The sequence below is a fragment of the Sporofaciens sp. JLR.KK001 genome, from assembly GCF_036941055.1.
GTDB lineage: Bacteria > Bacillota > Clostridia > Lachnospirales > Lachnospiraceae > Sporofaciens.
In genome coordinates, this window is the sequence record NZ_JAYMNO010000001.1 from 3,972,775 (window position 1) to 3,998,314 (window position 25,540).

26 protein-coding genes and 1 pseudogene are annotated in these 25,540 nt (G+C 43.2%); 2 read left to right on the plus strand and 25 right to left on the minus strand.

Annotated elements, in window-relative coordinates; genetic code table 11:
• Positions 1–163 precede the first annotated feature (163 nt).
• The 18 genes and pseudogenes from VSQ62_RS20155 to VSQ62_RS20235 form a co-directional block, all read right to left on the minus strand.
• Positions 164–898: a DEAD/DEAH box helicase family protein gene (locus tag VSQ62_RS20155; RefSeq protein ID WP_334636570.1), complete on the minus strand. Its 735-nt coding sequence runs from the start codon at positions 896–898 to the stop codon at positions 164–166.
• A 74-nt stretch (positions 899–972) separates the two neighbouring features.
• Positions 973–1,824 carry a KilA-N domain-containing protein gene (locus VSQ62_RS20160; protein WP_334637729.1) on the minus strand — a complete coding sequence of 284 codons (852 nt, stop codon included), beginning with the start codon at positions 1,822–1,824 and terminating at the stop codon, positions 973–975.
• Positions 1,825–1,854: 30 nt separating this feature from the next.
• Positions 1,855–2,172 carry a hypothetical protein gene (locus VSQ62_RS20165; protein ID WP_334636571.1) on the minus strand — a complete coding sequence of 106 codons (318 nt, stop codon included), beginning with the start codon at positions 2,170–2,172 and terminating at the stop codon, positions 1,855–1,857.
• On the minus strand, positions 2,172–2,462 hold the full coding sequence (locus tag VSQ62_RS20170) for a hypothetical protein (RefSeq protein ID WP_334636573.1): 291 nt from the start codon (positions 2,460–2,462) through the stop codon (positions 2,172–2,174). Before VSQ62_RS20170 ends, VSQ62_RS20165 begins: the two co-directional genes overlap by 1 nt.
• A gap of 216 nt (positions 2,463–2,678) precedes the next feature.
• The gene (locus VSQ62_RS20175; protein ID WP_334636574.1) at positions 2,679–3,281 is read right to left on the minus strand and encodes a YkgJ family cysteine cluster protein; all 603 of its coding nucleotides are present in this window, start codon (positions 3,279–3,281) and stop codon (positions 2,679–2,681) included.
• A 106-nt stretch (positions 3,282–3,387) separates the two neighbouring features.
• On the minus strand, positions 3,388–5,148 hold the full coding sequence (locus tag VSQ62_RS20180) for an IS1634 family transposase (protein WP_293741083.1): 1,761 nt from the start codon (positions 5,146–5,148) through the stop codon (positions 3,388–3,390).
• Between the two features lie 119 nt (positions 5,149–5,267).
• Complete coding sequence (locus VSQ62_RS20185) at positions 5,268–5,717, minus strand: hypothetical protein (RefSeq protein ID WP_334636576.1); 450 nt, start codon at positions 5,715–5,717, stop codon at positions 5,268–5,270.
• Positions 5,718–5,760: 43 nt separating this feature from the next.
• Positions 5,761–6,111 (minus strand): annotated as a pseudogene (locus VSQ62_RS20190) (23S rRNA (uracil-5-)-methyltransferase RumA); the annotation flags it as partial.
• Positions 6,059–6,718: a hypothetical protein gene (locus VSQ62_RS32695; protein WP_502957773.1), complete on the minus strand. Its 660-nt coding sequence runs from the start codon at positions 6,716–6,718 to the stop codon at positions 6,059–6,061. The pseudogene VSQ62_RS20190 and the gene VSQ62_RS32695, both read right to left, overlap by 53 nt.
• Positions 6,719–6,781: 63 nt before the next feature.
• Positions 6,782–7,852: a recombinase family protein gene (locus VSQ62_RS32700; protein ID WP_502957774.1), complete on the minus strand. Its 1,071-nt coding sequence runs from the start codon at positions 7,850–7,852 to the stop codon at positions 6,782–6,784.
• A gap of 33 nt (positions 7,853–7,885) precedes the next feature.
• Entirely contained in the window at positions 7,886–8,044 is a 159-nt protein-coding gene (locus tag VSQ62_RS20200; protein WP_334636577.1) for a conjugal transfer protein, read from the minus strand.
• Entirely contained in the window at positions 8,031–8,414 is a 384-nt protein-coding gene (locus tag VSQ62_RS20205) for a type II toxin-antitoxin system PemK/MazF family toxin (protein ID WP_334636578.1), read from the minus strand. Before VSQ62_RS20205 ends, VSQ62_RS20200 begins: the two co-directional genes overlap by 14 nt.
• Positions 8,415–8,995: 581 nt before the next feature.
• Positions 8,996–9,424: an RNA polymerase sigma factor gene (locus tag VSQ62_RS20210; RefSeq protein WP_334637731.1), complete on the minus strand. Its 429-nt coding sequence runs from the start codon at positions 9,422–9,424 to the stop codon at positions 8,996–8,998.
• 427 nt (positions 9,425–9,851) lie between these two features.
• Positions 9,852–11,387 (minus strand): ABC-F family ATP-binding cassette domain-containing protein, encoded by a 1,536-nt coding sequence (locus VSQ62_RS20215; RefSeq protein ID WP_334636579.1) that lies wholly within the window; start codon positions 11,385–11,387, stop codon positions 9,852–9,854.
• A 564-nt stretch (positions 11,388–11,951) separates the two neighbouring features.
• Complete coding sequence (locus VSQ62_RS20220) at positions 11,952–12,326, minus strand: metal-dependent transcriptional regulator (RefSeq protein WP_257277548.1); 375 nt, start codon at positions 12,324–12,326, stop codon at positions 11,952–11,954.
• A 1-nt stretch (position 12,327) separates the two neighbouring features.
• Positions 12,328–13,689 (minus strand): MATE family efflux transporter, encoded by a 1,362-nt coding sequence (locus VSQ62_RS20225; protein WP_257277547.1) that lies wholly within the window; start codon positions 13,687–13,689, stop codon positions 12,328–12,330.
• Between the two features lie 96 nt (positions 13,690–13,785).
• On the minus strand, positions 13,786–14,967 hold the full coding sequence (locus VSQ62_RS20230) for a cation diffusion facilitator family transporter (RefSeq protein ID WP_257277546.1): 1,182 nt from the start codon (positions 14,965–14,967) through the stop codon (positions 13,786–13,788).
• Positions 14,968–15,031: 64 nt separating this feature from the next.
• A complete protein-coding gene (locus tag VSQ62_RS20235; RefSeq protein WP_334636580.1) occupies positions 15,032–15,601 on the minus strand; it encodes a TetR/AcrR family transcriptional regulator in 570 nt (189 codons plus the stop codon).
• A gap of 372 nt (positions 15,602–15,973) precedes the next feature.
• Here VSQ62_RS20235 and VSQ62_RS20240 point away from each other — a divergent pair, with 372 nt between their 5' ends.
• Both VSQ62_RS20240 and VSQ62_RS20245 read left to right on the plus strand, forming a co-directional pair.
• Complete coding sequence (locus VSQ62_RS20240; protein ID WP_334636582.1) at positions 15,974–17,446, plus strand: transposase; 1,473 nt, start codon at positions 15,974–15,976, stop codon at positions 17,444–17,446.
• Positions 17,447–17,760: 314 nt separating this feature from the next.
• Positions 17,761–18,123: a helix-turn-helix domain-containing protein gene (locus VSQ62_RS20245; RefSeq protein WP_334636583.1), complete on the plus strand. Its 363-nt coding sequence runs from the start codon at positions 17,761–17,763 to the stop codon at positions 18,121–18,123.
• 30 nt (positions 18,124–18,153) lie between these two features.
• Here the strand turns inward: VSQ62_RS20245 and VSQ62_RS20250 are convergent, their stop codons facing one another.
• The 7 genes from VSQ62_RS20250 to VSQ62_RS20280 all read right to left on the minus strand — a co-directional run bounded on the left by VSQ62_RS20250 (position 18,154) and on the right by VSQ62_RS20280 (position 25,535).
• Positions 18,154–19,971, minus strand: a complete 1,818-nt coding sequence (locus VSQ62_RS20250; RefSeq protein ID WP_334636584.1) for a lysozyme family protein — start codon at positions 19,969–19,971, stop codon at positions 18,154–18,156.
• 38 nt (positions 19,972–20,009) lie between these two features.
• Entirely contained in the window at positions 20,010–20,795 is a 786-nt protein-coding gene (srtB, locus tag VSQ62_RS20255) for a class B sortase (RefSeq protein WP_334636585.1), read from the minus strand.
• Positions 20,796–20,878: 83 nt separating this feature from the next.
• Positions 20,879–21,283: a DUF6075 family protein gene (locus VSQ62_RS20260; RefSeq protein WP_334636586.1), complete on the minus strand. Its 405-nt coding sequence runs from the start codon at positions 21,281–21,283 to the stop codon at positions 20,879–20,881.
• Positions 21,271–22,050 (minus strand): DNA-methyltransferase, encoded by a 780-nt coding sequence (locus tag VSQ62_RS20265; protein WP_334636587.1) that lies wholly within the window; start codon positions 22,048–22,050, stop codon positions 21,271–21,273. The genes VSQ62_RS20260 and VSQ62_RS20265 overlap by 13 nt, the downstream gene beginning before the upstream one ends.
• A gap of 4 nt (positions 22,051–22,054) precedes the next feature.
• Positions 22,055–24,388 carry a VirB4-like conjugal transfer ATPase, CD1110 family gene (locus VSQ62_RS20270; RefSeq protein WP_334636588.1) on the minus strand — a complete coding sequence of 778 codons (2,334 nt, stop codon included), beginning with the start codon at positions 24,386–24,388 and terminating at the stop codon, positions 22,055–22,057.
• Positions 24,381–24,866, minus strand: coding sequence for a PrgI family protein (locus VSQ62_RS20275; RefSeq protein ID WP_334636589.1), 486 nt, complete (start codon positions 24,864–24,866; stop codon positions 24,381–24,383). Before VSQ62_RS20275 ends, VSQ62_RS20270 begins: the two co-directional genes overlap by 8 nt.
• A gap of 75 nt (positions 24,867–24,941) precedes the next feature.
• Positions 24,942–25,535 (minus strand): hypothetical protein, encoded by a 594-nt coding sequence (locus VSQ62_RS20280; protein ID WP_334636590.1) that lies wholly within the window; start codon positions 25,533–25,535, stop codon positions 24,942–24,944.
• Positions 25,536–25,540 lie beyond the last annotated feature (5 nt).

Sequence of the window (25,540 nt, forward strand, 5' to 3'; positions counted from 1 at the left end):
CACATATATAATAAATTATTGATATCCCATATCACAATATTTTCTTTCTTAAAATACTCTTCTTGTAATTTATCATCAACCTCACACGGCAAAACTAATATAAATACAAATTCCTCCCTTTTTCTGTCTTGTAATACTAATTCCTTATAGTTTAAAATCTGGCTTAGTGCATTACTAATGATTGTTTGTGAAACATATAAATTCCTATATAGCTTTGCCTTATCACAACATCACTTGTTCCCTTTTTAGCTACTATATCTGCCCTATAACTATTACTATTTTTATTTCCAAGCTTAACCTCTTGCAAAATATTATTAAACCCATATTTTTTTAGCAATAAAATCAAAAATTGTTGAATAAAATCTCTTTCTGAAAAGTAGCCGCTATATCCATCTCTCAAAGCATCTGCTACAGTATAAGAAAACAAACATTTTGCAACACTAAACCATTCTTTAGAAGATTCATTATTCTGCAAAATTCCTAAGAACTTTGTCCGACTTCCTCCTAATAACGAAATATAACTATCTGTTTTCAAAAATTGTGCATCATTGCAAATTACTATATCAACTACACCCAAATCAAATTTTGTTTTTATAACCTCTTGATATGTGGTTATCAATATTTCCTGTCCCTTAAATTCATGTAAATGCATTGCAACTCCATTATTAACAAACGAATTGGTAAACGCAGCTTGTAGTTGCTCACACAATATGCGCTTAGGGGACAATATTGCCACTGATACATTCCTATTCTGCAGTATTAACTGTATGGATGAAACTATTATCGCAGTTCTTCCCAACCCTGTTGATAAATATATTTTTGCTTTCTTTTCATTGGAATTGAAAAAATCATATATTACCCTAGCAGCTTTCTGTTGATACCCTCTTAAATTATCCATTATTTTTCTCCTTTTTACAGCAGATCAAAACAAGATATTTTCCTATACCGTGTCCATAATAATTTTTGAAAATCCTAATTACTAATTTCACTTCTCAATCCCGGTAGGTTATTTAAACTCACTGTTTCCAATGTCTGCAACTGTTGCACTGCCAACTGTCGAAGTAATTCCATTCTTTCTCTTTGGTTCTTCCCTTGATTAATCAAAACAGCATTATAGCTTTCCAGATTGGCAAGCACTAATAATTGGTTTAGTGTTGCCACATCTCTCATGTTTCCTTTTACGGTTGGATTTTCGTCCTTCCACTGTTTCGCTGTTTTTCCGAACAAAACAACGTTCAACATATCTGCTTCATTGGCGTATGTATAAGATACCTGTGCAGGAGTTAGTTCTGGTGGAATCAAATTGTACTTAATTGCATCTGTATGTATCCTATAATTTAACTTGGAAATCTCTCTATTTAGGTTCCAATTTAGAGATAACCGACTATTTTCATCTGTCTTTAATCTCCTGTAATCCTTCATAATATATAGCTGGAACTCAGGCGAAATCCAAGTTGCGAAAGACATAGCAATATCACTATGAGCATATGTTCCGCCATAACGTCCTGATTTTGAAACAATGCCAATGGCATTCGTAGCTTCTATCCACTTCTTTGGTGACATTGTAAAGGCATTGGCACCTGCCTGCTTTTTAAACCCCTCGAATTCGAGGGGTTTAAAATCTGAATTATGTAGTCTTTCCCAAAGTCCCAGAAATTCTATCACATCCCGATTTCTCATCCAGTTTTGAATAACCGCCGTTGGGTCATCGCTCTTATACCGGGCAATATCCGTCAATGAAATAAATTCATTTTCAAAATCCTGCGTATAAATTCCAATATCTATTCCATTAGCATGAATTGTATCTTTAATTATTTTCCCCATTTCTCCTCCTACAATCACATCATAATCCTCTTAAAACATCTTATCTTCTTTCTCATCAAAAAACTCTATTGAACAACTGTCCTCACCTTCCCACATTTCCCGATATGCTTCAATATAACTCTTAATACAGCTAGGATATATATACAAATACCTTCTACACACTCTTTTATACAATCCCCGTATTTTCTCATCACAAGCAAAATCCAGTACATAATCAAGCAAATGTGACAATTCATCTTCTGACACAATTCTGCTGCACACATCTTCAACCAACGGCAAATAAAACTCATAAGCTTTTTGATGTATTTCAACTATCTGCTCTGCAATCTGATAAATCCTTTCATCCATTAAATTACCTCAAAATATTTAAGTGCATCCGTTATCGCTTCTAACTTCTCTTTCGGTGGACGCTTCCTCGGATGTTTTAATTCTTCTACCGCATTTGGCGCATCATACATTGTCAGACCTAATGACCTCTTTACCTCCGCAATATAAGCAGTATGTACTTTAAATCCATATTTCTTCTCAACATATTCTTGTATCATTTTATATGTAATTTTCGGTTTCGGCTGATATTTCTTTGCTCGTTCTGCTATTGCATCTAAAGGTACTTTCCCTTCACCTTCTCCAAATTCCACCGTAACACTAATGACACTATCTGGTGATTTGTGGGACAAAAGTACAATGGTTTCCACATGAGTACAAAATTAGAACATATCCCCACAAAATTGCAGAAATATGGGCAATATTTATACAGTACTAATACTGCTCATGCATCCCTTTTCCCACAAAACATAAGATTCTTACTGCTCTAACCATAAAAATATTTTTATGAAACAATAACCGTATATTCTCTATATTCCTTGATCATCAATTATCTTATTAATTGGGAATAACTTTATGTATTCTTGCTCTAATAAACGTTTACTAAAAATCGGATCTGAACATTCAGACATATATGGCAATACTATATTTAACAAAGGACGCATGTTATGAGCACACATTTCAATTTCATCCTTATTTGATGGAATAGCTTGACAAACTTTATTATAATATATTACACAATACTCTCCTTCTATCTCTTTGAAGTCAAAAGGAAACATCCTACAATCTATTGGTCTATTAGCGTAAATAGAACATTTACTGTTTTGAAAAAAGACACATTCCTTCTTTTCGTCACCATTTACTCGTCTCATTTGATATAAATTATTTGTTAATTTTATAGCGAATGAATCAATACTTCTCTTTGTAATTCGTGAAATATTTTCTGCCTCGAATGGCAGCAAGATTGACATATCTATCTCTTCGCAATTACAACAACAATTAAATTTACCAATGCAACCATTACAAAATTGATATGTTCCCTTATTTACTTTATGCTCTGAACTTAATGTCAATACATATGGGCTATTATAAACCTGTTTATTTTTATATCCTGAAAGTCGAGCAATAGACACTAAAAATTTTCCACTTGTATGGTTGAACTGTTGTTCGAGAAACGGAAGTCGGGGATACCCTTCCTACGCACTGGAATAATTTTTAACCATACAGGCGGAAAATTTCCTATAACTCCACTCCAAGCCTATTTAAAAATAACTGGTCTCTTGCTATCGCTTCTGTCGTCCATATCTGTTTTGCATATGGCGTGGTTACATCTATCTTCTCCACAGCATCAAACCAATCAAATATTTCCTGGATAGAATTATTCTCTAACCATGTTTTTAACTGCTTTTCTTTATCCAGATTCACTTTCAAATCATGGTCATGTTCGCCGTTCGGTACCCCCAGAGTATTTTTCATCCGGGTAATCTCACCCGAAAAATGTTCATAGTAACATAGCGCGACAAATTGGACTAATTTCTTACCATCTACTGTCAGGTCATCCCATACACGGTGTTTCCTGCCTCCAACCCGCTGCTTATATTCTTCAAAAAAATCTTCAATCCATTCCCTCTTGCGAAACTTCCTTAACGACTCGAACGGATCTTTTTCCTTGTTTGCTACAAGTACAAATACTCCGTTGTACTTTTTTGCCTCTCTTACCGCTTTCGTTTTGAATGTAATTACGGGCTTTCCATTCCGCTTTTCTTTGATATCCAAAAACTGGTCGATCATTCTCCGAGCTGCAGGTTTAAAGTCTCTTTCTCCCTCCAGATAAGCATTCCTAAGTTTATTGAGCGTTTCATCAAATGCCCTGTTCTTCTTTATGCGGTTGACATCATTGAAATAAATATGCAGATATACCCTACGGTTGAATAATTCTGTATCTCCGGCCTCCAGCCCTTTCTTTTTGCTGGCATACTTCCTTGTCCTGGTAAATTCATGCATGATACAGGTGCTGACACCATACGTCCCGGCTTCATCCGGGCACATGTTCCCCGTATCCTCCAGCTTCCTGAGAACTTTGTCAATTTCAGGCCGTATCCATTTCACATCGTACTGTGCACGAGTGATAAAATCAAAGGATGATTGTAACAATAGTGACAGGTTATCTTCGGAATAAAACCCACAATCGGAAATCACCTCGGATTGTTCAAGCCCCAATGCTTTTAACTGCTTTGTGGCATTCTCCACTGCAATCACATCCGGTATATTTCCCGGGACTGACATGTAACACACTGGCTGCCTGGTAGATATGGAGTAAAACGTAAAGAGTTTATCCGTTTCCAACCCGTCCCTATCCTTATTATATCCTTGCCTGGCCCTGCCATGGTTCAATCCATAGGTCGAAACCGTAGAAGAATCATACGCCAGAACCCGTGCGTTTTCCAAACGGGCGGCCCTGTTAAAGAAAATGCTCTGCGAGATCGTCTCATCTGCCCCGACACGTTCAAACAAGTCATGAGCCGTGTCTTCAGAAATGGGATAACCATAGGGTTCCATAATATGTGTCAACTGCCACTTTTCAATGTGCGAAGTAGCCTCGCCGTCACTCTGCAGATAATATCTCGCCAAGGCAATAATCTTTTTGGCTACCGCCGTGTCACAGCTTTTATACACATCGTCATCTATTCCGCTGGCTGCACCGATATGGCCGATGATTGCTGATGCGCCAATCCGAATACGTGCGGCTGTGACGCCGACTTCGCTCATTGTACTTTCTGCCGCACATTTTTTCCGGGATCCATTGGATGCCTTGGCCCGCGTGGGTACGATCTCATCGGATCCATTCACTTTCTTCCCCAACAGTTTTTGTTCTTTTGAGACATAATATCCTTTTTCTTTATTGTAGATGCTAACCCGCCTATAGACATATACGGTTCCATTCCCCTGATCCTTTTCGATCAGATCCACACGTTCTTTTCCAGAAGCTATACGGCCCATATTTCCCTCCAAATACTTAGTATCTATCTTTCTCTTATATTATAACAGATACTAAGTATTTTTTCAAAGGAAAAGGGCCGTATTTTCAAGGTTTTTATCGCTTTTTTAATTCGGTAGAATCAGTATTTAGTGACTATTATTCGACTTTCAGGTTTATATACAAATGTACAATAACCGCTCAACATTTTTTCATTAATATATCTTAATACAATTGTTCCTCTCTCATCTTTTCGACGATTTTTTGACTCATATGTTCCTAATAAAATTTGATTTTTGAATTCTCCCTTAAACTCATATATTCTATTACTCAATTTCATATTTCCAGTAACCTCTCGCCCCACTTGATTCAAATGCACGTCTTCCATTTGTAAATTTTTTTCTTCTCCAAAAAAAGAGTTCCAGTCACCTTCTATTGAAATTTCATTAACACTCTCATTAACCCTTTTTTCTCTTTTCCTTTGAAAATATATAATTACTTTAGGACCTCCCCACCCTAATACTGTTCCAATTATTGCGCTTATGATTGGAACCCAAATATAATTTTGAAAAACGTACATAAAACCACTCATAATGCATTTCCTTCCTTCGTCATATAATCACTAAATTTATATTTCAAATTAAATCAAAATATCCCAAAGCATCCTTTATCGCTTCCACTTTCTCCGCTGTTGGATGTTTCCTCGGCTGTTTCAGTTCCTCTACCGCATTAGGAGCATCATACATCGGCAATCCTAAATCTCGTTTTACCTCTGCGATATATGCGGTATGTACTTTGAAGCCATACTTCGCTTCTATGTACTCTTTAATCATCTTATATGTAACTCGCTCTTTCGGCTTGTACGCTTCGGCTCTCTTGGCAATATTATCAAGCGGCACTTTGCCCTCGCCCTCGCCAAACTCCACTTTTACGTTAATTACGCTGTCGGGTTTTTTGTGGGAAAGCATTACTACCGTCTCCACATGTGTCGGAGCTACTATGTAAACACAATTTTTTATCCTCGTCACTCGTATAGGAACACAATTCTGTGTCATTATGTACAGCCGCAGCGTTTTTACGCTTTGGCTTAAAATCCTTCCCATTAAAATTAGAGTGGATACCAGTTTTATACACAAAGATTATCTTCAAAGGCTCCTCCACTCCCTCATCATTATAACCTCCGATGATTATTTTTTCAACCACACTCTCAAAAACAACCCTGTCGAAGCTCTCCAGTATCTCTCCAGAGCCTAAGACTTTTCTGAACTCCCTTAACCGTGTTCTGGTGTTTTCCTGATTCTCGCTTAGCTCCATCAACTGCTGCTGTTCCTCTTGGAGCTTCTTCAACTGGTCGGACAGTTCTTGGTTCTTCTTTTCGTAAATGTCCCTGTCGATATTATTATCAAGCCTTAAATCAAGCAGCTTTTCCTTTCGCCTGTGCAGGTCAGCCATTTCCTTTCCAATCTTAGGCAGACGCTTCAGAGAAGTATCGTCATTAAGAATACCCTCAACTTTTTGCAGGAACTCATCGACAACCTCCTGTTGGTCTGTGCATAAAAGCTGATAGCTCTTTACAAAAGCGTTTTCAATCACTTCTTCGGGGATTCCCTTACAATGCGGGCAATGTCTTTTCCCGTGCTTGGTAGCGGTAACACACTACCAGATTGTCTTGGTATATGCGGAACTGCTGTGCCAGTTTCTCCGTGTTAAAGTGCCACCGCAAAATCCGCATTTTATCATGCAGCTAAAAGCATATTTCCTGCTGAACTTATTTCTTTTCTGTCCCTCTTGATGCGTGTTGCGGTTTGTATTACGTTTTGCCAGTATCTTCTGTGCTTCCTCAAAAATTTCCTCACTGACTATCGCTTCGTGATGGTCACGGATATAAAATTTATCTTCTTCACCAAAGTTCTCCAACCGTCTTTTTGAAATCGGGTCAACCGTGAATGTCTTGCCCAAAAGCAGGTCGCCCTTATATTTTTCATTTTTGATGATGCCGATTACCGTGGACTGCACCCATTTTGAACTGCCATACTTTGTCTTGTACCCTAAGTTTTCCAGTTCGTTTCCGATGACCGTACAGCCCGCACCCTCAATATACCGATTGAAGATATACCTTACAATTTTAGCTTCCTTTTCATTTACGGATATGCTTTTCGTATCTTTATGGTAGTCATACCCCAGACAGCCTTGAAAGCCCACAAGCTCCCCTCGTTGCATTTTCATCTTCAATCCTTTTTTTACATTAGAAGAAATATTCTCAACTTCCTGCTGTGCAACGGAGCTTAGTACCACTAACAGCAGCTCGCCGTCCATCGTTAAGGTATTGATATTTTCATCTTCAAAGAAAACGGCAATGCCTTTCTCTTTCAGCATACGGACATATTTCAGAGTGTCCAGTGTGTTTCTGGCAAATCTTGAAATGGATTTTGTAATTACCATATCAATATCCCCATTCATACAGTCGTTAATCATTCTCTGGAAATCCTCACGCTTCGCCACCTGCGTGCCTGTTATGGCTTCGTCAGCGTATATGTCCGCCAGTGTCCATTCATGTTTCTTCTTAATCAAATCCGTGTAATATGTGACCTGTGACTTATAGCTGTTGAGCTGGTCTTCACTATCCGTGCTGACACGGCAATAGGCGGCTACCCTTAATACTTCGACCTTTCTGCCACGGATACGGTTTTCACTACGGTTCGCTTTGATTACCTGCACATCGCTCATATGATTTACCTCCAAAATATTTATTGATGAATGTCAAGCCGCAAGGTTCGTAACGACATTGTAATCACTCATAAGCCGCTTCTTTATGGCTTCGTATTCATCTACTGTAATTAAACTTCTTTTTTTCAGCTTCTGCAAACATGCGAATTGGATGCTGTAATGTACAAAATCCTGCTCCCTATTCTGCTCCATCGCCACACCCCGCTTTCTGTTGTTTCATGGATAAACTAATGGCAAGAGCCTTATCAACCCTCGCCATAATTTCAACGGGCATCATGCCCATATGCTGTTTCAGCCTTCTCTTATCTACTGTTCGGATTTGCTCAAGAAGTACAATGGAATCCTTATCAAGCCCCTCAAAATCCTTTACTGCGGTATGTGTCGGCAATTTCGCTTTTGTCTGCACCCTGCTTGTAATGGCAGCAATAATCACTGTCGGGCTGTGCCTGTTTCCTATATCATTGGAAATGATAAGTACGGGACGTGTGCCGCCCTGCTCCGAGCCGACAACGGGATTAAGCTCTGCGTAGTAGATGTCGCCACGCTTAATTTTTCTTTCCATATTCTTTATAACCTCCATCTGGATTTAGACAGGAATACCCTGCCTATGTAGCAGCCAGACGCAAGAGAGTATTTAAGGTCGGGAGAGCATAAAACAAGCTCTGTTTCCATTGACCGCCCCACATCTGGCTTTATGATAAAAGGCATTTTCTATTTGTCCCCGACACCCCGAAAATGCTGATGCGTGATTACGCAAGGGAAGTCACCAAACGGTCAGCAGCGAACTGACGCCACGGGAGTTGCACCCCAACTGTCGTTCTGACAGAGCCGCCCCCATTGCCTGCGGCGGGCTGGTTACCGCTCGGACTGTGGCTGGACGGGAGTATCATTGTCCTCTTTGTGTGTCATGGCGGAATCGGGAGCTGCCCGATATTTTCAGTCGGTATTTTTCGCTTGCCACCTTTCGGCGGGTCATGGCGTACCGCTGCACACGCTTATGCTTATTGCAATCACAAAGAGACTGTATTTGGTGAATGGGTATTCGGTTTTCAAAGAGCCGTCCCGTTTCCGATATAAAGAAAACTGGGCAAGAGGTTTTTGCCCTCTCACCCAGCAGCCGATGGGAAAGTGCAATTTTGGACACTATCCCAAAAGTTTTTTAATTTTTTTCTTAAACCTGTTCAAACGCTTGTAAATGACTTCCTTGTTTAAACTTAATTTCACTGAAATTTCAGTGACTGAAAAGCCCTGCGTCTTCATCAGCAACGCTTGGAGCGTGAGCTTGTCCAACTGATGCAGCTCTTGGTACAGCACTGCATTTTCAATGCTGTCCAAAAATTCCTCAACCGTTTTTATTTCGGGCTGTGCCGTGTCCTCTGCGACTTCCTCAAGATATGTACCCACATCCTGTAATTTCTCATAGTACCGTCTGTCGGAATTGAATATCGCCCAATCATGGACACGGAGCTTTTCAATATCGCCCTCGCTGACACCTAAGCTCCTAAGCTGCTTTTCCTCGGCTTCTTTCCATATCCGCCATTTTCTTTCTTCTCTGGCTTTGTTGTACGCCATCATCCGTTACCTCCAATCTGAATTTTTTTGAATAATCCAGATTGGCAGGCGGAGAACGACATCCCACGCCAGAAACAGCCTTACGGCGTGATATTACAAAAACGACAAAAGAAAAACCGCAAAGGCTGTCGTACCTTTACGGTTTATAGAGATTTTATATCTAATATGTAGAGATTTGACCTCTACTTTTAGAGTGCAAAGCCCCCTTGCGCTAACAAGGATTTTTTTAACAGGCTGTCCACCCATCCCCGATATGATATATGTAAAAGGAAATTGCTATTTTCAGGCAATAAAAATCCCTCCAAACTGAAAACAGATTTGGAAGGACTTTTATTTTTGGCATGGCAAAGCATCCCACCAAACACTGTTTTTTTTATTTGGTGGGCTTCCCCTTACCACTGGCACTATTTAAAGATGTGCCTTTCACCTATATTTTCTTTTCTATGTCTATCACTTTCTGCGTCCATTCTCGGTAAAACGCTTCCTCATGCGACACCAACAGCACTGTTCCCTCAAATTCTTCCAGTGCTGTTTTCAACGATTCTTTCGCCAGTGCATCAAGGTGGTTTGTCGGCTCGTCCATGATAAGGAAATTGCACGGCTTCATTATGAGCAGGCACATTTTAACCTTTGCCTGTTCCCCTCCGCTCAAAGTCCCGATTTCTTGCATGGCGTGTTTGCTTGAGATGCCGCAGCCTGCAAGACGCTTTCTCACATCTTTTATCGTAAGCGATGGGTAAGCATCAGAAACAATCTGAATAGGCGTTTTTTCTATATCCGCCCATGCCAACTCCTGCTCAAAATACCCTATCTTTACCTGCTCCGAAAAACGGAAACTCCCGCTTAATGAGGGTATTTGACTGATAAGCGTTTTTAGCAGGGTGGATTTGCCGATGCCGTTAAATCCCGTCATAACAATTTTCTCTCCCCCTTTTATGGAAAAGCTGATGTCCGACAAAACAGGATAGTGGTAGCCAACATCCAGATGTTTTACTTTTAGATGCTCTGTCGTAGTCAGCGGGAGAGCTTCAAACCGAAAATGTGGCTTGATTTCTTTCTGTTCCAGAGCTTCCATCTTATCCATTCGGTCAAGCTGTTTCTGCCTGCCACGAGCCATTTTTGACTTTCTCCCTGCAATATTCCTGCGGATAAATTCTTCCGTCTTTTTGATGGTTTTCTGCTGTGCGGCATACTGTCTGATATAATCCTCACGGAGCAGTGCCTTTTTTCTCGTGAACTCTGAATAAGTGCCAAAATATTTTGTAATCTTCTCGTTGTCAATGTCGCATATCCTTGTGGATATTTTCTCTAAAAAGTCATAGTCATGCGATACTACAAGAAAAGCGTTTGGCAGGCTGGAAAGATATTCGGCAAGCCATGTAACATGTTCCTTGTCCAAGAAGTTTGTCGGCTCGTCCAAAAGCAAAATATCTGGCTTCTCAAGCAGTAATTTTGCCAGTATGACCTTTGCCCTCTGCCCGCCGCTCATCTGCTCAATCGGTCTATCTAACCCGACTGCCGTCAAGCCCAGACCTGTTGCCACCTGTTCTATCTTTGTGTCAATCAAATAAAACTCCTTACGCTCCAATTCTTCCTGATACCTTGCCGCCGTGCTTAGCTTCGCCATATCCCCATCCGCAGACTGGCAGTACAACTCATTCATCCTGTTTTCTATCTCATACAGCCCAGAAAATGCGGATTGTAGGAACTCCCTCATTGCCACGCTTTTTTCAATTTGGGCGTATTGGTCGAGATACCCTATTTTTGTGTTCGGCTGCCATACTATCCTGCCAGAGTCGGGGATAAGCTGCTCTGTGCAAATCTTTATGAATGTGCTTTTTCCCGCCCCGTTCTGACCGACAATTCCGATATGCTCCCCTTTGTTCAATGTAAAATCTGCGTTTTTAAACAGATAATTTTCTCCAAAAGAATGTGTTAATCCCGTAACTTCTAATAAACTCATAATCATTGTCCTCTCTTTTTCCTGTCTGATTTTCCAAAATGGGCAAAAAAATAGCAGAAGCCAGATACTCTTGGTATCATGCCTTCTGCTATATCCGTTCCATCACAAACCGCTTTTAGGAAACAGTCCATATACAACAAAAGGCTACGGACAAAACACTGTCCATAGCCTGCTGCACACAAATTTGTACGGGAAAAGAAACAATATATGAAAAAAGATATAAAATCCCTCTCATGTACTGCTATATTTCCCGATGAAATCCTAACGTGTTATATTACGCTATACTCTGTACAATGTTTCATCGGATTTGATTGTACAGAGCTGATTTTCTTTTTAGGCGGAAGTTCGTTTGTAATGTAAAAGCTCATGAAACTGTTCTCCTTTAAATTAGTGCAAATAATTATAGCATGAAAATCAGCCGTTTGTCAAATCCTATTTTTTATGAAATTTTCATTTTCCCTTACATTTAGGAAATTTTTTGTTATGTAAGAGAGTTTATATGGCTCAATTAGAAGCTACTTTTATCAAAAAAGTAATTTATTCCGTTAATGGATTTTTAGTCTGTTAAATTTGATGTCTTGATAAAAAATTACATTTGAGTTTCTCATAACTAACGGTACTTATTACATGTTCGATTGAGCAGGCATCTTTTTTAGCAATTTCAATGGGTACACCCATCCGAGAAAATAAATTGGTAAAAAAGTTATATCTTTCATAGACCTGCGACGCTAATAGTTCTCCCTTTGGGCTGAGATGCAGTCCACATTCATCATCCACCCTTATGTAATCTTTATTTCGTAACTGTTTTATCGCAACAGAAACACTTGCTTTGGAAAAGCCCAAGTATTCAGCAACATTTACTGAGTAGACAGTTCTTAACTTTAACTGTAAGATAAAAATTGCTTTCAAATAATCTTCTTTTGATTGCCCTAATTCCATATCAATCTACCTCCTTTGTAACCTCCGTCGATAAAACACGGCTTATCTTAACCGCAAAAATTATGGTAATAATTGTGGTCAAAAGGTCTGCCATAGGCTGCACCCATATCACGCCAGTTAAATCGAGCAGGCGAGGTAATACAAAAACCAGAGGGAAAAAGAAAATACCCTGTCTGCTTAAGCTGAGTACACTTCCCACCAAACTTTTACCAATAGCAAGATAAAGGGACGCATAAACCATTTGAAAGCCAAATGTAATGAATAATACCGCATTTAATCTGAGTGCCTTTTCTGCTAAACCAACCATTTCTGCATCTGTACCAAATAGGGCAACAATCGGATTTGCAAATACAACGAGTACAATGGCGGCAATCACACAAAACACCGTTGACCAAATCATGCAGAGCTTTATAGATTTTTTTAATCTGTCATATTTCTTTGCGCCATAATTGTATCCTGCAAACGGCTGAAAACCTTTCAGAAATCCGAAAACAACATAAGTTACAACCGTCATGATACGGGTAACAGCCCCCATAGCCGCTACTGCATAATCCCCATAAGGTTTTGACGCTGTATTGATGCTTCCCATAGCTGCACTTGCAAGAAGCTGAAACAAAAGTACAGGGATACCGATTTTCAAAACTTCCGCATAAATGGTCTTTGACGGTGCTATGTTTTTAACCGAAAATCTTAAAACGCCTTTCTTTTTTACGATGTACCAGATGTAGAGAGCCATATTGATACACAAAGAGATAACTGTTGCGATAGCTGCGCCCTCAATACCTAAATCCATGCCATAAATCATGATTGGGTCTAAAATCACATTGGCAATGCTTCCCGTAAGCATGGCAATCATCGTAAACTTTGTAGCTCCTTGAGCAGTAAGCAGATTATTCATCATAACAGTAAAGACATTGATGACTGAGCCAGTCACATAGATTTTTGCATAGACTCTTGCATAGGGTAAAATTGTTTCAGTTGAGCCTAACGAGGTAAGCACGGGGTCAAGAAAAACCATAATGCCTATAATGATAATTGTTCCTACAAAAAGCCCTGAAAAAAGAGCGGTAGAGGCTGTTTTGTCTGCCTGTCTGTTATCTCCCTTTCCGAGCAGCCTTGATATGTATGAGGAAGCTCCCGCCCCAAACATCATTCCCAGACCTATAATGATTTGCACGATTGGAAATACAACGGATACAGCTCCCATCTGGCTCATTCCCAGACCGCCAACAAAATAAGCATCAATAGCGTTGTATAGTGCGGAAATCAACATTCCAACCATCGTTGGTATTCCCAATTTAAGTAGCGCAGAAGCAACCCCTGCTTCTTCTAATAAATAGATACGATTTGATTTTTCTGCCATTTGAATGTCCTCCTTAAGTTTAATATTTTGTGTATCTCCTTGATTTGTTTCCACAAATCAAGAAGTATCGCATATTCGCAGAACGTATATGCATTATTATCGGTGCAGGCTGAAACGCTCACGCCGTATAATACCTTTAATAATGATGCGGTACTTTGGATTTTTAAGCTCCAATCTATCTCTAATATCTTTATATATTTCTTCTTCTCTTTTTTGCAGTTCGGCAGGATAGACCATATCGAAAGCTACATTGATGTAAGAGCCGTTTTCGATAAGTCTAAAATTATCAATTCTTATTGCATCACTGTACTTTTTCATTACAGAATAAATTTGTTCTGTAATATTGTTTGTTAATTCCTTATCCTCCAAAAGGTAATCAATCTGTATGAAGCAGTCACAATGGAACTTTTGAAACAATTCATAGGATATTTGATTTATCCCTATATAAAGCTGTTCGCTGTCTTTCCTGCATCCTTCCACACGCATAGAAACTACAAAATATCCAAATCCGTAATCATGCAGCATCAAATTATGGACTGCAATGATTTCTGAATGTGACTTAACCATTTTCAAGATAATATCCTTTGTGTCCGCATCTGCGGCTTTTCCCATGATACGCCCCAATACTTCCCACAAACTTTTCACGCCTGCAAACATAATGAATACCGACACCAGTACGCCACAATAACCATCAATCTCAAAAACTGTTAAATGAGAAACGATAGCAGACGCCAGAACCGCAATAGTGGCAATCGAGTCACTTATGCAATCTGCGGCAGTGGCTTTGAGTGTTTCCGAGTCTGTAATTTTCGCAAATTGTCGATTGTAGTAATACATATAAATCTTAACCAGAACAGAAAGTACCAACACAATCACTACGGCAGTATTAAACATCGGCTCTTGTGGATTTGCTATTGCATCCACCGAAGTTCCTGCCAGTTTTATCCCCATAAGCAGAACGGCGATAGATACAAAAATACCCATTATCCACTCAATTCTTCCATGCCCAAAGGGATGTGTACTTCCTCCGCCGTATCTTGCAATCTTAAATCCCAAAAGTGATACCAGATTTGTCCCCGCATCTGACAAATTGTTAAATCCGTCTGCTGAAATGGCAACAGAACGGCTTAATAAGCCAATCACTATTTTCGCCGTACACAAAAACAGATTCAGCAGGATACCTACAACACTTGATAAGGTAGCATAGGCTTTCTTTACACTTGGATTTGAAACATCCTCATTATTCTTGATAAACATTCGCATAAATAGTGACATCATATAATATCTCTCCTTTCAAAATTGAACAAAAATTCAATATTGTTCGATAAAAAAAGGAACTGGTCTAAAGACCAATTCCCGACAAATACATTTTTGATAGTTTATGTAATATCATAACCGCCCATTCCTTTCTTTTATAATGATACATAATCTGCATCAATCCATCCACAAAATTATTTGCAATAATATGTGAGAATATTTCATCATCAATGTCATCGTTCCGATGCTTATTCAAATGTTCTTCTATGTCCTTAATAAAGCGTTCCTTTTCATTCTCATATTTTGTGCCATCGCTCTTATCAATCAAAATGATAAACTCCTTCCGATGGTCAAAAAGATTTAATATACATTCGGCTTCTGCCTTGCTAAGTCCATAAATTTCGTTATTTGTATGTCCGCTTTTATCTTCTTCTCCTGCGGTTAGTACCCGTTCCCAATCATATAGGACAGGTCGTAGAACTGCATCAAAAAGAGTTTCTTTATTTTCGTAGTAGGAATAAATAAGTCCTGTGGGGATTTTAGCTTGCTGAGCAATATTCCGCATAGCAGCCGATTTATATCCCTTATCAAAAAACTCCTGTAAAGCAGCCTTTAATATGTTTTCCCTTATTTCATCTTTCAGAACTTGAGCCATTTCTCACACTCCATTATTGAACCTTTGTTCATTATACGGATTTTTTCTCTCTTTGTCAAGTCGTTACTTACGGATTTACAAAATATTCACAAATCACACGCTCCTTGTTAATTCCTCCATTTTCAAAAAAGAGCAGTCTCGGAAACTCTTTAAGCCCGAATTTCCGCTCTTTTTTCATGTTCTTCTTTTTTGCTTTCCTCCATATCCCGGAAAACATTTTTGTTAAATTTTCAAAAAAGTATTGACATATAAGTCAAAATGTGCGGCGCGTTTGGTGACCATATACGCCAGTCACCAAACGCGCCCCTTGTAGTTAAGAAGCGTCTGTGCCACACGCACAGCATTAAACTAAACTACTAGGAGGTGCACTTTATGATCAAGTACTGGCAGTCCATGCAAGATTACAAGTACTTTCTCAACGAATCCAAAGTCCATTTCGATTCCTCTGAAAGAGTCCGGCTCCATACGGAGCTTTGGAAACCTTGGCAGAAACTCCGCCTTTTCGATACCGATAAGGCCATGGAGTTCCTTCTGCCCTTTTACTCCAACACTGGCAGGCCCGCTAAGAACCAGCCACAAATCTTAAGGTCTTTTATCCTTTTCTTTCTTCTATTTTCAGAAGGTTTGGCCAAGCTATCCCTTACCCTTTGGGTCGACAGGCTCAAACATGACCGCCTCCTTGCCGCTCTCATCGGCTGCACTACGGATTCCCTGCCGCCCCTCGGTTCTTATTTTGACTTCATGGACAGGCTCTGGACTGCACCGCCAACGGACTTATATGCGCGGGACAAACTGCTTCCGGCTTCCTGGAACACCAAAAAGCCGGATAAGCCCAAAGGCAAAAAACAGAAAGCACAGGAGGCAAAGCCCAAAATCACAGAATCTATCGAAAAACGGCTCATGAGCGGGAAGGATATCCCTTTTAACTTTGAAGGGCGGCTGCAGCGCTTCTTCTATCACGTGGCTGTCCTGCCTTCCATGGAATCCGGTCTCATACCAAGGGAACACCTTACGGTTTCCGGAGACGGCACCGCCGTGCATACCCATGCCTGCCCACGCGGGCACCACAGGGTTGGCGCACCGGAAAACCTGCGGCATTTCCCCGACCCCGATGCTTCCTGGGGCTGGGACAGCGACCTGGAAAAATATTACTTCGGCTACACTTTGTTCCAATTATCCTGCTATAACAGTGAACTCAGGACAGATCTCCCCCTGCTTCTGCGTTTTACCAGTGCAAAGCGTCATGATTCGGTCAATTTCCTTGTCGCTTTCCATGAACTAGAAAAACATATGCCGGCTGTTTCCACCTCGAATATGTGCCTGGATTCTGCAATGGACAATTACCCCACCTACCGGATCCTTAAAAACAGGGGAATACGGGCCTTCATCGACCTGAACGACAAATGCGGCCGGCCAAAAACAATTCCTGATACCATCACCATTGACAAAGATGGAACGCCCTTATGTCAGGAAAAACTGCGCATGAAGCCTAACGGTTATGACAAATCCAGCGGTTACCTCATGTGGCGCTGCCCCTATGGGAAAGATCACTGTTCCAAATGTAAAAACTCCTGCACCGATTCCAAATATGGGAGAGTCGTCAAGACCCGGCCCGAATGGGATATCCGGCTTTACACCGACGTCCCCCGCGGCACAGATGCTTATAAGAAGATTTATAATCAACGCACCGCCACGGAACGTATCAACAACCGCATCCTCAATGATTACGGACTGCACCGTATGTTCATACACACAAAGGAGCATTATTCTTTCATGACGACCATGATTGGAATCTGCATCCATCTGGATGCCCGCTATAAACAGCAGGTGCAGGCAGCGGCATAAACCAAGTTTCCTGCTTCTGGATTCTTTCAGGCCTGTTTTCCGACAGGTTTTAAAGTCATGCACATTTTTATTCTTTACGCTCTCTGGACTGCTCAAGCCCCATAATCATCCATCCCTTATCCCTCTCATTTCTGAAAATCAACCCTTTCCTGCTTATTCTCTATTGAGTTTCCGAGAGTGCTCAAAAATAGCTTTTTTATCTCTCGTAATAGGAGATTACATCTCTCATTATAGGAGATTTCACATCGTTTAATAGGAGATTACATCTCTGTAAAATGTAAAGGTAAACAATTCAAAGAACAGGTGGTGAACTTATGGACAAAAGAAACAACGATTTTGACTTTGATTTCAGACCGCTAGGGCTGGCAATCAAAAAAGCCCGTAAAGCTCAAGGTGTAACCAGAGAACAGCTTGCAAATATCATCGACTATAATCCAAGACATCTTCAAGCTGTCGAAAACGAGGGGCAATATCCAAGCATAGAGCTGTTTCTCCAACTTATTACAATGTTCGATGTATCGGTTGACGAACATATACATACTGGGGAAAAAACCAAAAAAAGCTCTGTCCGCAGACATTTGGATGCTATGCTCGACCAACTGGACGACAAAGAACTGTCGATTGTAGAAGCAACTGTAAACGGGCTATGTAAGGCAAAAGAGCAGCCAGAGGATTGACCCCTGGTTTTTCTTTTACCCATTCTGCCATCAATAGGCAGGGCATCCGTAACCGTAGATAGAGCCGCTCCCGACTGGATAGCTCTGCTGTTTGCAGGCATCCCCAGAGTTGCCCTCCACGGTGTAGACCGTCCCATTCTCGCATTTTTCTACGATTCCCACATGGTCGATTGAGCCGTCGCTCCCCCAATCAAAGAAAATAAGGTCGCCTGCCTGCGGCTCATAGTTCTTGTCCTGCCATTGTCCTTTGCCCTTAAACCAGTTTACACCATCCGAGCAGAGGGAGAATTTCGGGATAATGCCGCTTTCCAGATAGCCGCACTGGTCGGCGCACCACGATGTGAAGCAGGCGCACCATTCTACACGCCCGCCAAAGCCGTACCAGCTCCAATAAGGCTGTCCACCCTCGTTGCCAAGCTGCGTCAGAGCCACTTCTACGATGGCTTGATTGCCACCGCTTGTAAACGCCCGCCCGTATGGGTAGTAGCGTAACACATGGGCGGGGTACTGCGTGTCGCCGTACTTCTCCCAACCGAGCCGCTGTGCCTGCATAGCGGAAAATTCCACCGCATTTGCATAGGAATAGCCACCGCAGTTGGTCTTTGCCCATGAGATATACCCGTTGCCGAAGTTATAACCCTGCAAGGCGAGCTTGATGCGTTCCATGTCAACCGGGTTCTCCACCTCGGCTGAAACAAGTGCAGCTTTCAGTTCCTGCACGCCGCACTCGATGGAATATTCGGGGTCTTTAATACCATTCGGCTCATGGGGGTATTTCTTGTTGAAACTCCCCTCCGCCGCCTGCATCGGGTCGCTGCCTTTGCCGCCAGATTCCTGCATCATCACCGCCTTTATCAGCTCCACATATTCGGAGATTCCGTACTGCTTCGCATACTTCTGTATCAGCGGCGTGTAGGCTTCGACCTCCGCACTGACAGGGGTATAGGAAGTGCTGTCGCTGCCGCCCCCGAACAGGGAAACGGCGCCTCCAAGCAGGACGACGATAAGAATTATCACAATGGCAATCCAGCCGCCTGCGATAAGGGCAGAAATTAACGCCTTAGTCCCTGCGATAATCGCCCTAACCGCCGCAATGGTCGCCTTGACCGTGGCTTTCGTCGCTTCGGCTGTCGCTTTTGCAGTGACTTTTGCCGTCTGCGCCGCTTTCTGGGCGGCTTTGGCAGATGCTTTCGCCGTTTTCTGTGCCGCCTTTGCGGTCTGCTCGGTGGTCTTAATCGCTGTCTTGGATGTCGCCTTTGCGGTTTTCACGCCTTTTTCCGTCGCCTTGACCGTGCCTTTGGCTGTGGTCTTGACGGTTTTTTCCGCATTTCTGGCGGTTGTCTTTATCGTCCGCTTTCCCTGCTGTCTGGTCTTTATCAGCGAGTTTGCCGCCGTCTGGGGCGTTTCGGTCTTGACAGGAGCAGCGGAAACAGCGGGACGGCTTGCAGTCCCTTGTATTTCCTGCAAGCCGTCCTGTCCCATTGTACGCATGGCGTTCTGTCCCGCCTTGTTCCGCATTGTTTTCTGCTCTGCGGCTTTCTTCGCCCGCTTTGCCTTAAAATCGGCGATTTTATCCTTTGCCTTACCGATATTCTCCCTTGTAATCTGGGCGTTTTTCTGCCCCTGCTTATTAAATTGGTGGATGCCCTCGTCCTTAATACGCCCCGAAGCATGGGAAACCTTGTCGGCGGCATATTCCGTGGGGAAATTTTCCTCTGCATAATATCCCTGCTCCGCCTTGTCCTTCGTCTTTGCGTAAGCGGATTTCATTCGTTCCCCTGCAACAGCCGCCTTATCAAGCGTCTTAATCGTCCCTTTGACCGCATCTCTGGTCTTTATATCAGCCATAAAATCCGACCTCCTTTCCCAGAAGATTTGCGGTCATGTCAATTTACCTTTTTTGCCACGATGACAAGCCTGCCGTTCTGTGCCGAGTATTCGCAGGTGGAGAGGGTAATGAGCCTGTCGCCGTATTGGGCTGTCACTCCCGTATCATACAAAGCAAGCTCCTTGCACTTCCCGACATAAGCATCAAATTCTTTTTCATTCTCCGCATTGACAAAATCATAATAGCGGTAGCCCTCCGAACTGTATGCCACGGTCTTAAATACGGCGATGATTTCATAATTCCCTTGCTCCGTAAGCGTGTCAAACTGGATGCTCTTATGCTTCTCATAAAAGCTCTTGGATTTGTAATCTTCCAATGCCCCGAACATCCTGCCGCCTTTGATGTGGTGTCCGTAGATAACCAGATTGTCGCTTGTAGAGATGTCGCAGTCCTCTTGGATATACGGTACTCCTAAGTCGCTATACTCTTTTTCAAAGCTGTGCTTCAGATAAAAATTCGGGTTATTTTTGCTCTGCATGACGGGGTAGTTGATGCTTGTTCCGTCAATGGCAATCCAACCGACCATATCCTCATTCTGCAAATAGAGCTTTTTGTATTTCGCAAGAATATCTTCGCCCTCGCTGACGGGCGCATCCTTATCTCTGGGCGGTTCTTCCTCTGGCTCGGCGTTCTCCACGACCTCGGCAATCTCCGCAAAGGCTTCCGTCTGCTCGTCTATCTGCTGGTAATGGCTGTAAATCTTAAAGCCGCAAAAAACCGCTGCTCCTAAAAAGGTAACAGCGGCGGCGATGCAGATAATAGGTTTATAGTTTTTTAAATTCATAGGCTTTTCCTTTCCTTAATCCTGCCCTGCTTTCTGGGCATATAGGGATGCCCGCAGGGTGTTTCCTTTTTTCTTGTTTTCAGTTACCGTATATGCTCCGTCTGCTTCTTGGGCGTGGGTAAGTCCCTGCAATATTCGGGATACCGTGCCTTGATGCCCTCCATGAAATACGGGGCGAACTCGCAGCAGAACAATTCCTCTGGCGTAAAGAGTTTCTCACGCCCCTCCTCGGCGTAACCGTTCCAGAGGTTAAAGGCAAGGTGGCAGACCTTGACCGTTCCGCTCGTCTGCCATCCGCCGTGCATCCCCTCTGGCTTGATGCAGTCCGTCTTAAAATCGAACATGGCATTGATGTTCCGCCTTGTTTCCCCCGCAATCCCCATCACATAGAAAAACGCCCTGTGGTAGCAGTCGTTTACCCTGCATTTCATCATACTTTCCAGAAAAAAATCACGGTGAGCTGTGTTGCGAAACCTTATCTCCGACATAAAAATCCTCCTTTCTCCTGTGGCGATACGCTGCAATCCGTTTCTCTTTGCAGCCGTGGCAGAATGATATTCCCCACATAGGATTCATTGATTTCAGAAGCAATAAAATCACGCCCATTTTTGATGCACTGGACTACCTCGCTCCCAGAGCCTGCAAAGGGGATTACCACTAAATCGCCCGCCCTGCTGCTTGCAAGCAGCATCCGTTCCGCCAGCTTCTCTGGCTTCTGCGTGGGATGCCCCGTTGCTTCTTTATAGTTGGGCATAATCCTCGGAAACTCCCACACGTTCCCGCAGGATTTCCCCTTTGGGTTTTTCCGCTTGTCTTTTTCGCCGCCCTCATCATACGGGATGCGGACGGCGTCAATATTGATTTCATGCAGGGGGTTACTGTAAAACCACAAGAACTCCGCTTCATTCCGATAGGTCGCTTTCGCAGGTCGCCCCGTCCTGTAATTCCAGACAATCAGATTCCGCTTTATCCATCCGAACTTGTCTAAAACGTGGGCAGAGAGCTTGTCTATCATCTGGCAGCTCCCCCAACAGTAAAACGCACCCGTAGGCTTCAAAATCCTGTGGCATTCCCCCGCCCACGCCAGACACCATTCCAGATATTCCGCAACTGTCTGGAACACAAAGTCAAAGTCCCCTTTCATACGGTAATACGGTGGGTCGGCAATCACTAAATCCACGCTTCTGTCTGGAAGTTCCCGCAGCACTTCCAGACAGTCGGCAGGATAAACACAATTTTTTTCCAAAAATGCCATCCTTTTAGCACTCCCCAAATTTCGTCGTCATCAGTTTATACAGCTCCGTATTTCGTGGAAACTTGTTGACAAACGGCACAAGGGAGCTGCCGACTTTCAATAATCCCTGCCCCGCACCGACATTCGTGATATAGCTCATCTGCAAATCGGAGATGTTAAGGAGCTTCGCAAGCTCGATACGGTCTGTGGACGCTTGGTTCAGCATGATGATGAACTCGCTGTTAGCAAGCATCGTCCTCGCCGTATGGCTCTGCAAGAGGTCATCCACGTTCTGCGTGATGCCCGTGCAGTACGCCCCATACTTACGCACACGCTTCCAGAGGGTAAAGAGGAAATTCGCACTGTACTCATGTTGGAACAGCAGATAAATCTCGTCAATGAAAATAAATGTGTTCCTGCCTTTCGCCCTGTTCTGGGTGATGCGGTTTAAAATGCTGTCAAGCACCACAAGCATACCGATAGGCTGTAACTGCTTGCCCAAATCCAAAATATCGTAACAGATAAGGCGGCTGTGGGTGTCCACATTGGTATGCTTGGCAAAGGTGTTGAGAGAGCCGTCCGTGAAAAGCTCTATCGCAAGGGCGATTTCCTGCGCTTCTGGCTCGTCCTGCTTTAACAGCTCCTCACGGAAGTCCTGCAAGGTCGGCGGCGTACCCATATAGTTGCCCTGCTGGTAGTAGCGGTAGACGCCCGCCGTGCAGCGGTCGATGATGGACTTCTGCTTTGCACCCAGACTTGCACCGCCGATAAGCTGCTCGCAGAGGGATAAAATAAACTCTGATTTCAAGATGACGGGGTTCGCCCCGTCGCCGTAATCAGAGTTCATGTCCATTGCGTTGATGTGGTTGTCGCTCGTCGCCGAGATGTGGACGACCTCGCCCTGCATCGCCTTTACAAGCGGGGAATATTCTCGTTCGGGGTCTATAACGATTACATCTACATTAGGGTCGGTCAGAATAATGTTCGTCATTTCCTCCTTTGCCGTGAACGACTTGCCCGCACCAGACACGCCGAGGATAAAGGAATTTCCGTTCAAGAGGTGGCGGCGGTTGGCGATAATCATATTTTTACTGATGACATTCTGCCCGTAATACACGCCGTCCTTATGGTAGATTTCCTGCACACGGAAAGGAATAAATACCGCAAGGCTCTCCGTTGTCAGCGTCCTCAACGCATCAATCTTCCTCACGCCGAACGGCAGGGCGGTGTTCAGCCCGTCCATCTGCTGGTACTTCAGCACGGCAAACTGGCAGAGATGCTTCCTTGCCGTCGTAAGCAGGGCTTCCGTGTCATTGTCAAGCTGCTCTTTGGTGTCTGCGGTATGCACCATCGTAAGCACGGCAAACATCATCCTCTGGTCACGGGTCGTCAAATCATCAAGGAATTCCTTGCTTTCCTTTCTCTGCTGCTCCAAATCGTAGGGGATGACGGCGGAAAAGTTGTTGTTCTGGTTCTGCTTCCTCTGCCAGTTCGTGATGTTGGTTTCCACACCGAGCAGGCGGTTCTCCACCTCCCGCACGGCTTCGTCCGTCGGGACAGGCACGACGTCCACGGAGAGCATCATGTTACGGTTCAATTCACAAAGTTCCGCCACCATGCTGTCCTTGATATAGGCGGCGTACTCACGCAGGAATATCACACGCCCGTAGCGGTTGCCCATCTTAAAAAAATCTTTCTCGAACTCAAAGGAGTCGGGGCAGATATAGTCCTTGAAGTCGTGTCCTTTCCGCATAGTCTGCGCCATGTCAAAGGCAAACGCCGTTTCCTCGCCCGTGCGGTAGAAGTCGTGGAAGATACGCAGCTTGTCGTTAGCGTCCAGTTCCGTACACTTCGAGCCTAAGCGGTTGAAATGCCCGATAAGGTCAGCCCCGACACGGGCAAAGTAATTCCTCGCTTCCTCAATGTTCTTCTTGCAGACGGAAACGGTTACATATTTATCCTGCACGGTGGAGTTTGCCCCTGTCGCCTTGTCAAGCAGCATCTTGTTATACTCTCTGCGGTATTTATCCAAATCGTCCTCCGCCATCGGGATTAAGATTGTCTGCTCAAAATCCGCTTTATTGAGCCTGCGGTTGTTTATCGTGATTTTCGTGGTCGCCCCGCTGTCGAGAGCATTAAGAAGCTCCGAGTATTCGAGGAACATCGCTTCCTTGTCATCACGGCTCGCAACGGCGTAGTTGATGTCCTCAAACTTGAATGTCTTTGCGTATTTGTTCCTGCCCACGAGGAAAATGCCGTCCTCCCACATGGTCTTTAACGGGATGACCGCCTGCACCGACTTCGGCACAATGAATTTCTCCCTGTCCTGCTTGAACAGTGTTTTCAGCGTCTTAATCATGGTCTACCTCCTTACGCTTTCTTGATTTTTTATCTTTCTTTCTGGCTTTCTCAGCCTGTTTTCTCCGTTCCCTCGCCGCCTTGCGCCTTGCCCTCCTGCGTTTTTTCTTTTTCTTATCCTGCACGGCGGGCAAGCCTTTCTCATGTGCGTCCAGTGCCTGCTTCACCGCTTCGTAATATAAATTCTCTGGGACAAATAAAATCTTCTTCGGCATCAGAAACTGCGACTTTATCCATGCCCACACAAACTGCTCGGCGTTCATGCCGTTGTACCTTACAAATCCCATGACCGCAAAAGGGGAAGCCCCCAAGATGCACATCCAGCTCATTGTTTCCGTCCCGAACCTGCCACGGAGCAGGAAAAACAAGACGACCGCCACGTCGCAGGCAAGCACGGAAAACAGGAACTGCCGCATCGACAGCCCGAAGAACATGGATTCCGTGTAGTTGCGGATTTCCTTATTTATCTTTACTTCCAATCCATAAACACCTCCTTTTTGGCACAAAAAAATCGCCATCTTTGGGAAAATGACGATTCTTAAAATTTATTCAGTTTACTTCCAATTCATTCTTGCGTTATATACGTTGTTCACGGCTTCGATATAGCATATGAAAGAGGGATGGTCGTGGTCGTTCTGCCGCAGGTATCTGTTTTTAATATCCAGATACTGCGCCCTGACAAGCTGCCATTTTCCCCTTTTCTTGATATACTTAGCCTTTTTCTGTATTCCCGCAGAATGAGGGGCTTCGTTCCAATAGTATTCATCCAGATAAGTGAACCCTGTCTTTTTAAGTTTTAGTCTGTAAAAATGTTCCTTTGTATCCCTGCAAACAATACAGACATCCATCGAAAACTCGGTAGGATTGCCTTCAACAAAATGCACTTTTTTCGTAGTCAGAGAAGATGTTGAATCATCGCAATCTCCCCAACCATGTTCCTTTAACGCCTTATTAAAGGACTTCCTTGCACATTCTTTTAAAAACCTACAATCCTCAAAATCCTCACATCTTACAATTTCAAGGTTGTAATCCAAATCAATCGGCAACGAAGCGTTTTGTACGATGAGGTTTCGTGCGCCGCTCCCTACAAGAAAGAATACTGCGCCAATATCATAGTCCTCTTTCAAGTAATGGCAGAAATCCTGCATTATCT

Excerpts from the sequence above, each read along its gene's own strand:
- VSQ62_RS20210 (WP_334637731.1), bottom strand. The coding sequence starts at position 9,424 with ATGGCGTACAACAAAGCCAGAGAAGAAAGAAAATGGCGGATATGGAAA.
- srtB (WP_334636585.1), bottom strand. The coding sequence starts at position 20,795 with ATGAATTTAAAAAACTATAAACCTATTATCTGCATCGCCGCCGCTGTT.
- VSQ62_RS20220 (WP_257277548.1), bottom strand. The coding sequence starts at position 12,326 with ATGGAATTAGGGCAATCAAAAGAAGATTATTTGAAAGCAATTTTTATC.
- VSQ62_RS20270 (WP_334636588.1), bottom strand. The coding sequence starts at position 24,388 with ATGATTAAGACGCTGAAAACACTGTTCAAGCAGGACAGGGAGAAATTC.
- VSQ62_RS32700 (WP_502957774.1), bottom strand. The coding sequence starts at position 7,852 with ATGAGCGATGTGCAGGTAATCAAAGCGAACCGTAGTGAAAACCGTATC.
- VSQ62_RS20250 (WP_334636584.1), bottom strand. The coding sequence starts at position 19,971 with ATGGCTGATATAAAGACCAGAGATGCGGTCAAAGGGACGATTAAGACG.
- VSQ62_RS20215 (WP_334636579.1), bottom strand. The coding sequence starts at position 11,387 with ATGAGTTTATTAGAAGTTACGGGATTAACACATTCTTTTGGAGAAAAT.
- VSQ62_RS20240 (WP_334636582.1), top strand. The coding sequence starts at position 15,974 with ATGATCAAGTACTGGCAGTCCATGCAAGATTACAAGTACTTTCTCAAC.
- VSQ62_RS20180 (WP_293741083.1), bottom strand. The coding sequence starts at position 5,148 with ATGGGCCGTATAGCTTCTGGAAAAGAACGTGTGGATCTGATCGAAAAG.
- VSQ62_RS20265 (WP_334636587.1), bottom strand. The coding sequence starts at position 22,050 with ATGGCATTTTTGGAAAAAAATTGTGTTTATCCTGCCGACTGTCTGGAA.
- VSQ62_RS20185 (WP_334636576.1), bottom strand. The coding sequence starts at position 5,717 with ATGAGTGGTTTTATGTACGTTTTTCAAAATTATATTTGGGTTCCAATC.
- VSQ62_RS20280 (WP_334636590.1), bottom strand. The coding sequence starts at position 25,535 with ATGCAGGATTTCTGCCATTACTTGAAAGAGGACTATGATATTGGCGCA.
- VSQ62_RS20155 (WP_334636570.1), bottom strand. The coding sequence starts at position 898 with ATGGATAATTTAAGAGGGTATCAACAGAAAGCTGCTAGGGTAATATAT.
- VSQ62_RS20225 (WP_257277547.1), bottom strand. The coding sequence starts at position 13,689 with ATGGCAGAAAAATCAAATCGTATCTATTTATTAGAAGAAGCAGGGGTT.
- VSQ62_RS20260 (WP_334636586.1), bottom strand. The coding sequence starts at position 21,283 with ATGTCGGAGATAAGGTTTCGCAACACAGCTCACCGTGATTTTTTTCTG.
- VSQ62_RS20200 (WP_334636577.1), bottom strand. The coding sequence starts at position 8,044 with ATGGAGCAGAATAGGGAGCAGGATTTTGTACATTACAGCATCCAATTC.
- VSQ62_RS20165 (WP_334636571.1), bottom strand. The coding sequence starts at position 2,172 with ATGGATGAAAGGATTTATCAGATTGCAGAGCAGATAGTTGAAATACAT.
- VSQ62_RS20205 (WP_334636578.1), bottom strand. The coding sequence starts at position 8,414 with ATGGAAAGAAAAATTAAGCGTGGCGACATCTACTACGCAGAGCTTAAT.
- VSQ62_RS20235 (WP_334636580.1), bottom strand. The coding sequence starts at position 15,601 with ATGGCTCAAGTTCTGAAAGATGAAATAAGGGAAAACATATTAAAGGCT.
- VSQ62_RS20160 (WP_334637729.1), bottom strand. The coding sequence starts at position 1,824 with ATGGGGAAAATAATTAAAGATACAATTCATGCTAATGGAATAGATATT.
- VSQ62_RS20230 (WP_257277546.1), bottom strand. The coding sequence starts at position 14,967 with ATGATGTCACTATTTATGCGAATGTTTATCAAGAATAATGAGGATGTT.
- VSQ62_RS20245 (WP_334636583.1), top strand. The coding sequence starts at position 17,761 with ATGGACAAAAGAAACAACGATTTTGACTTTGATTTCAGACCGCTAGGG.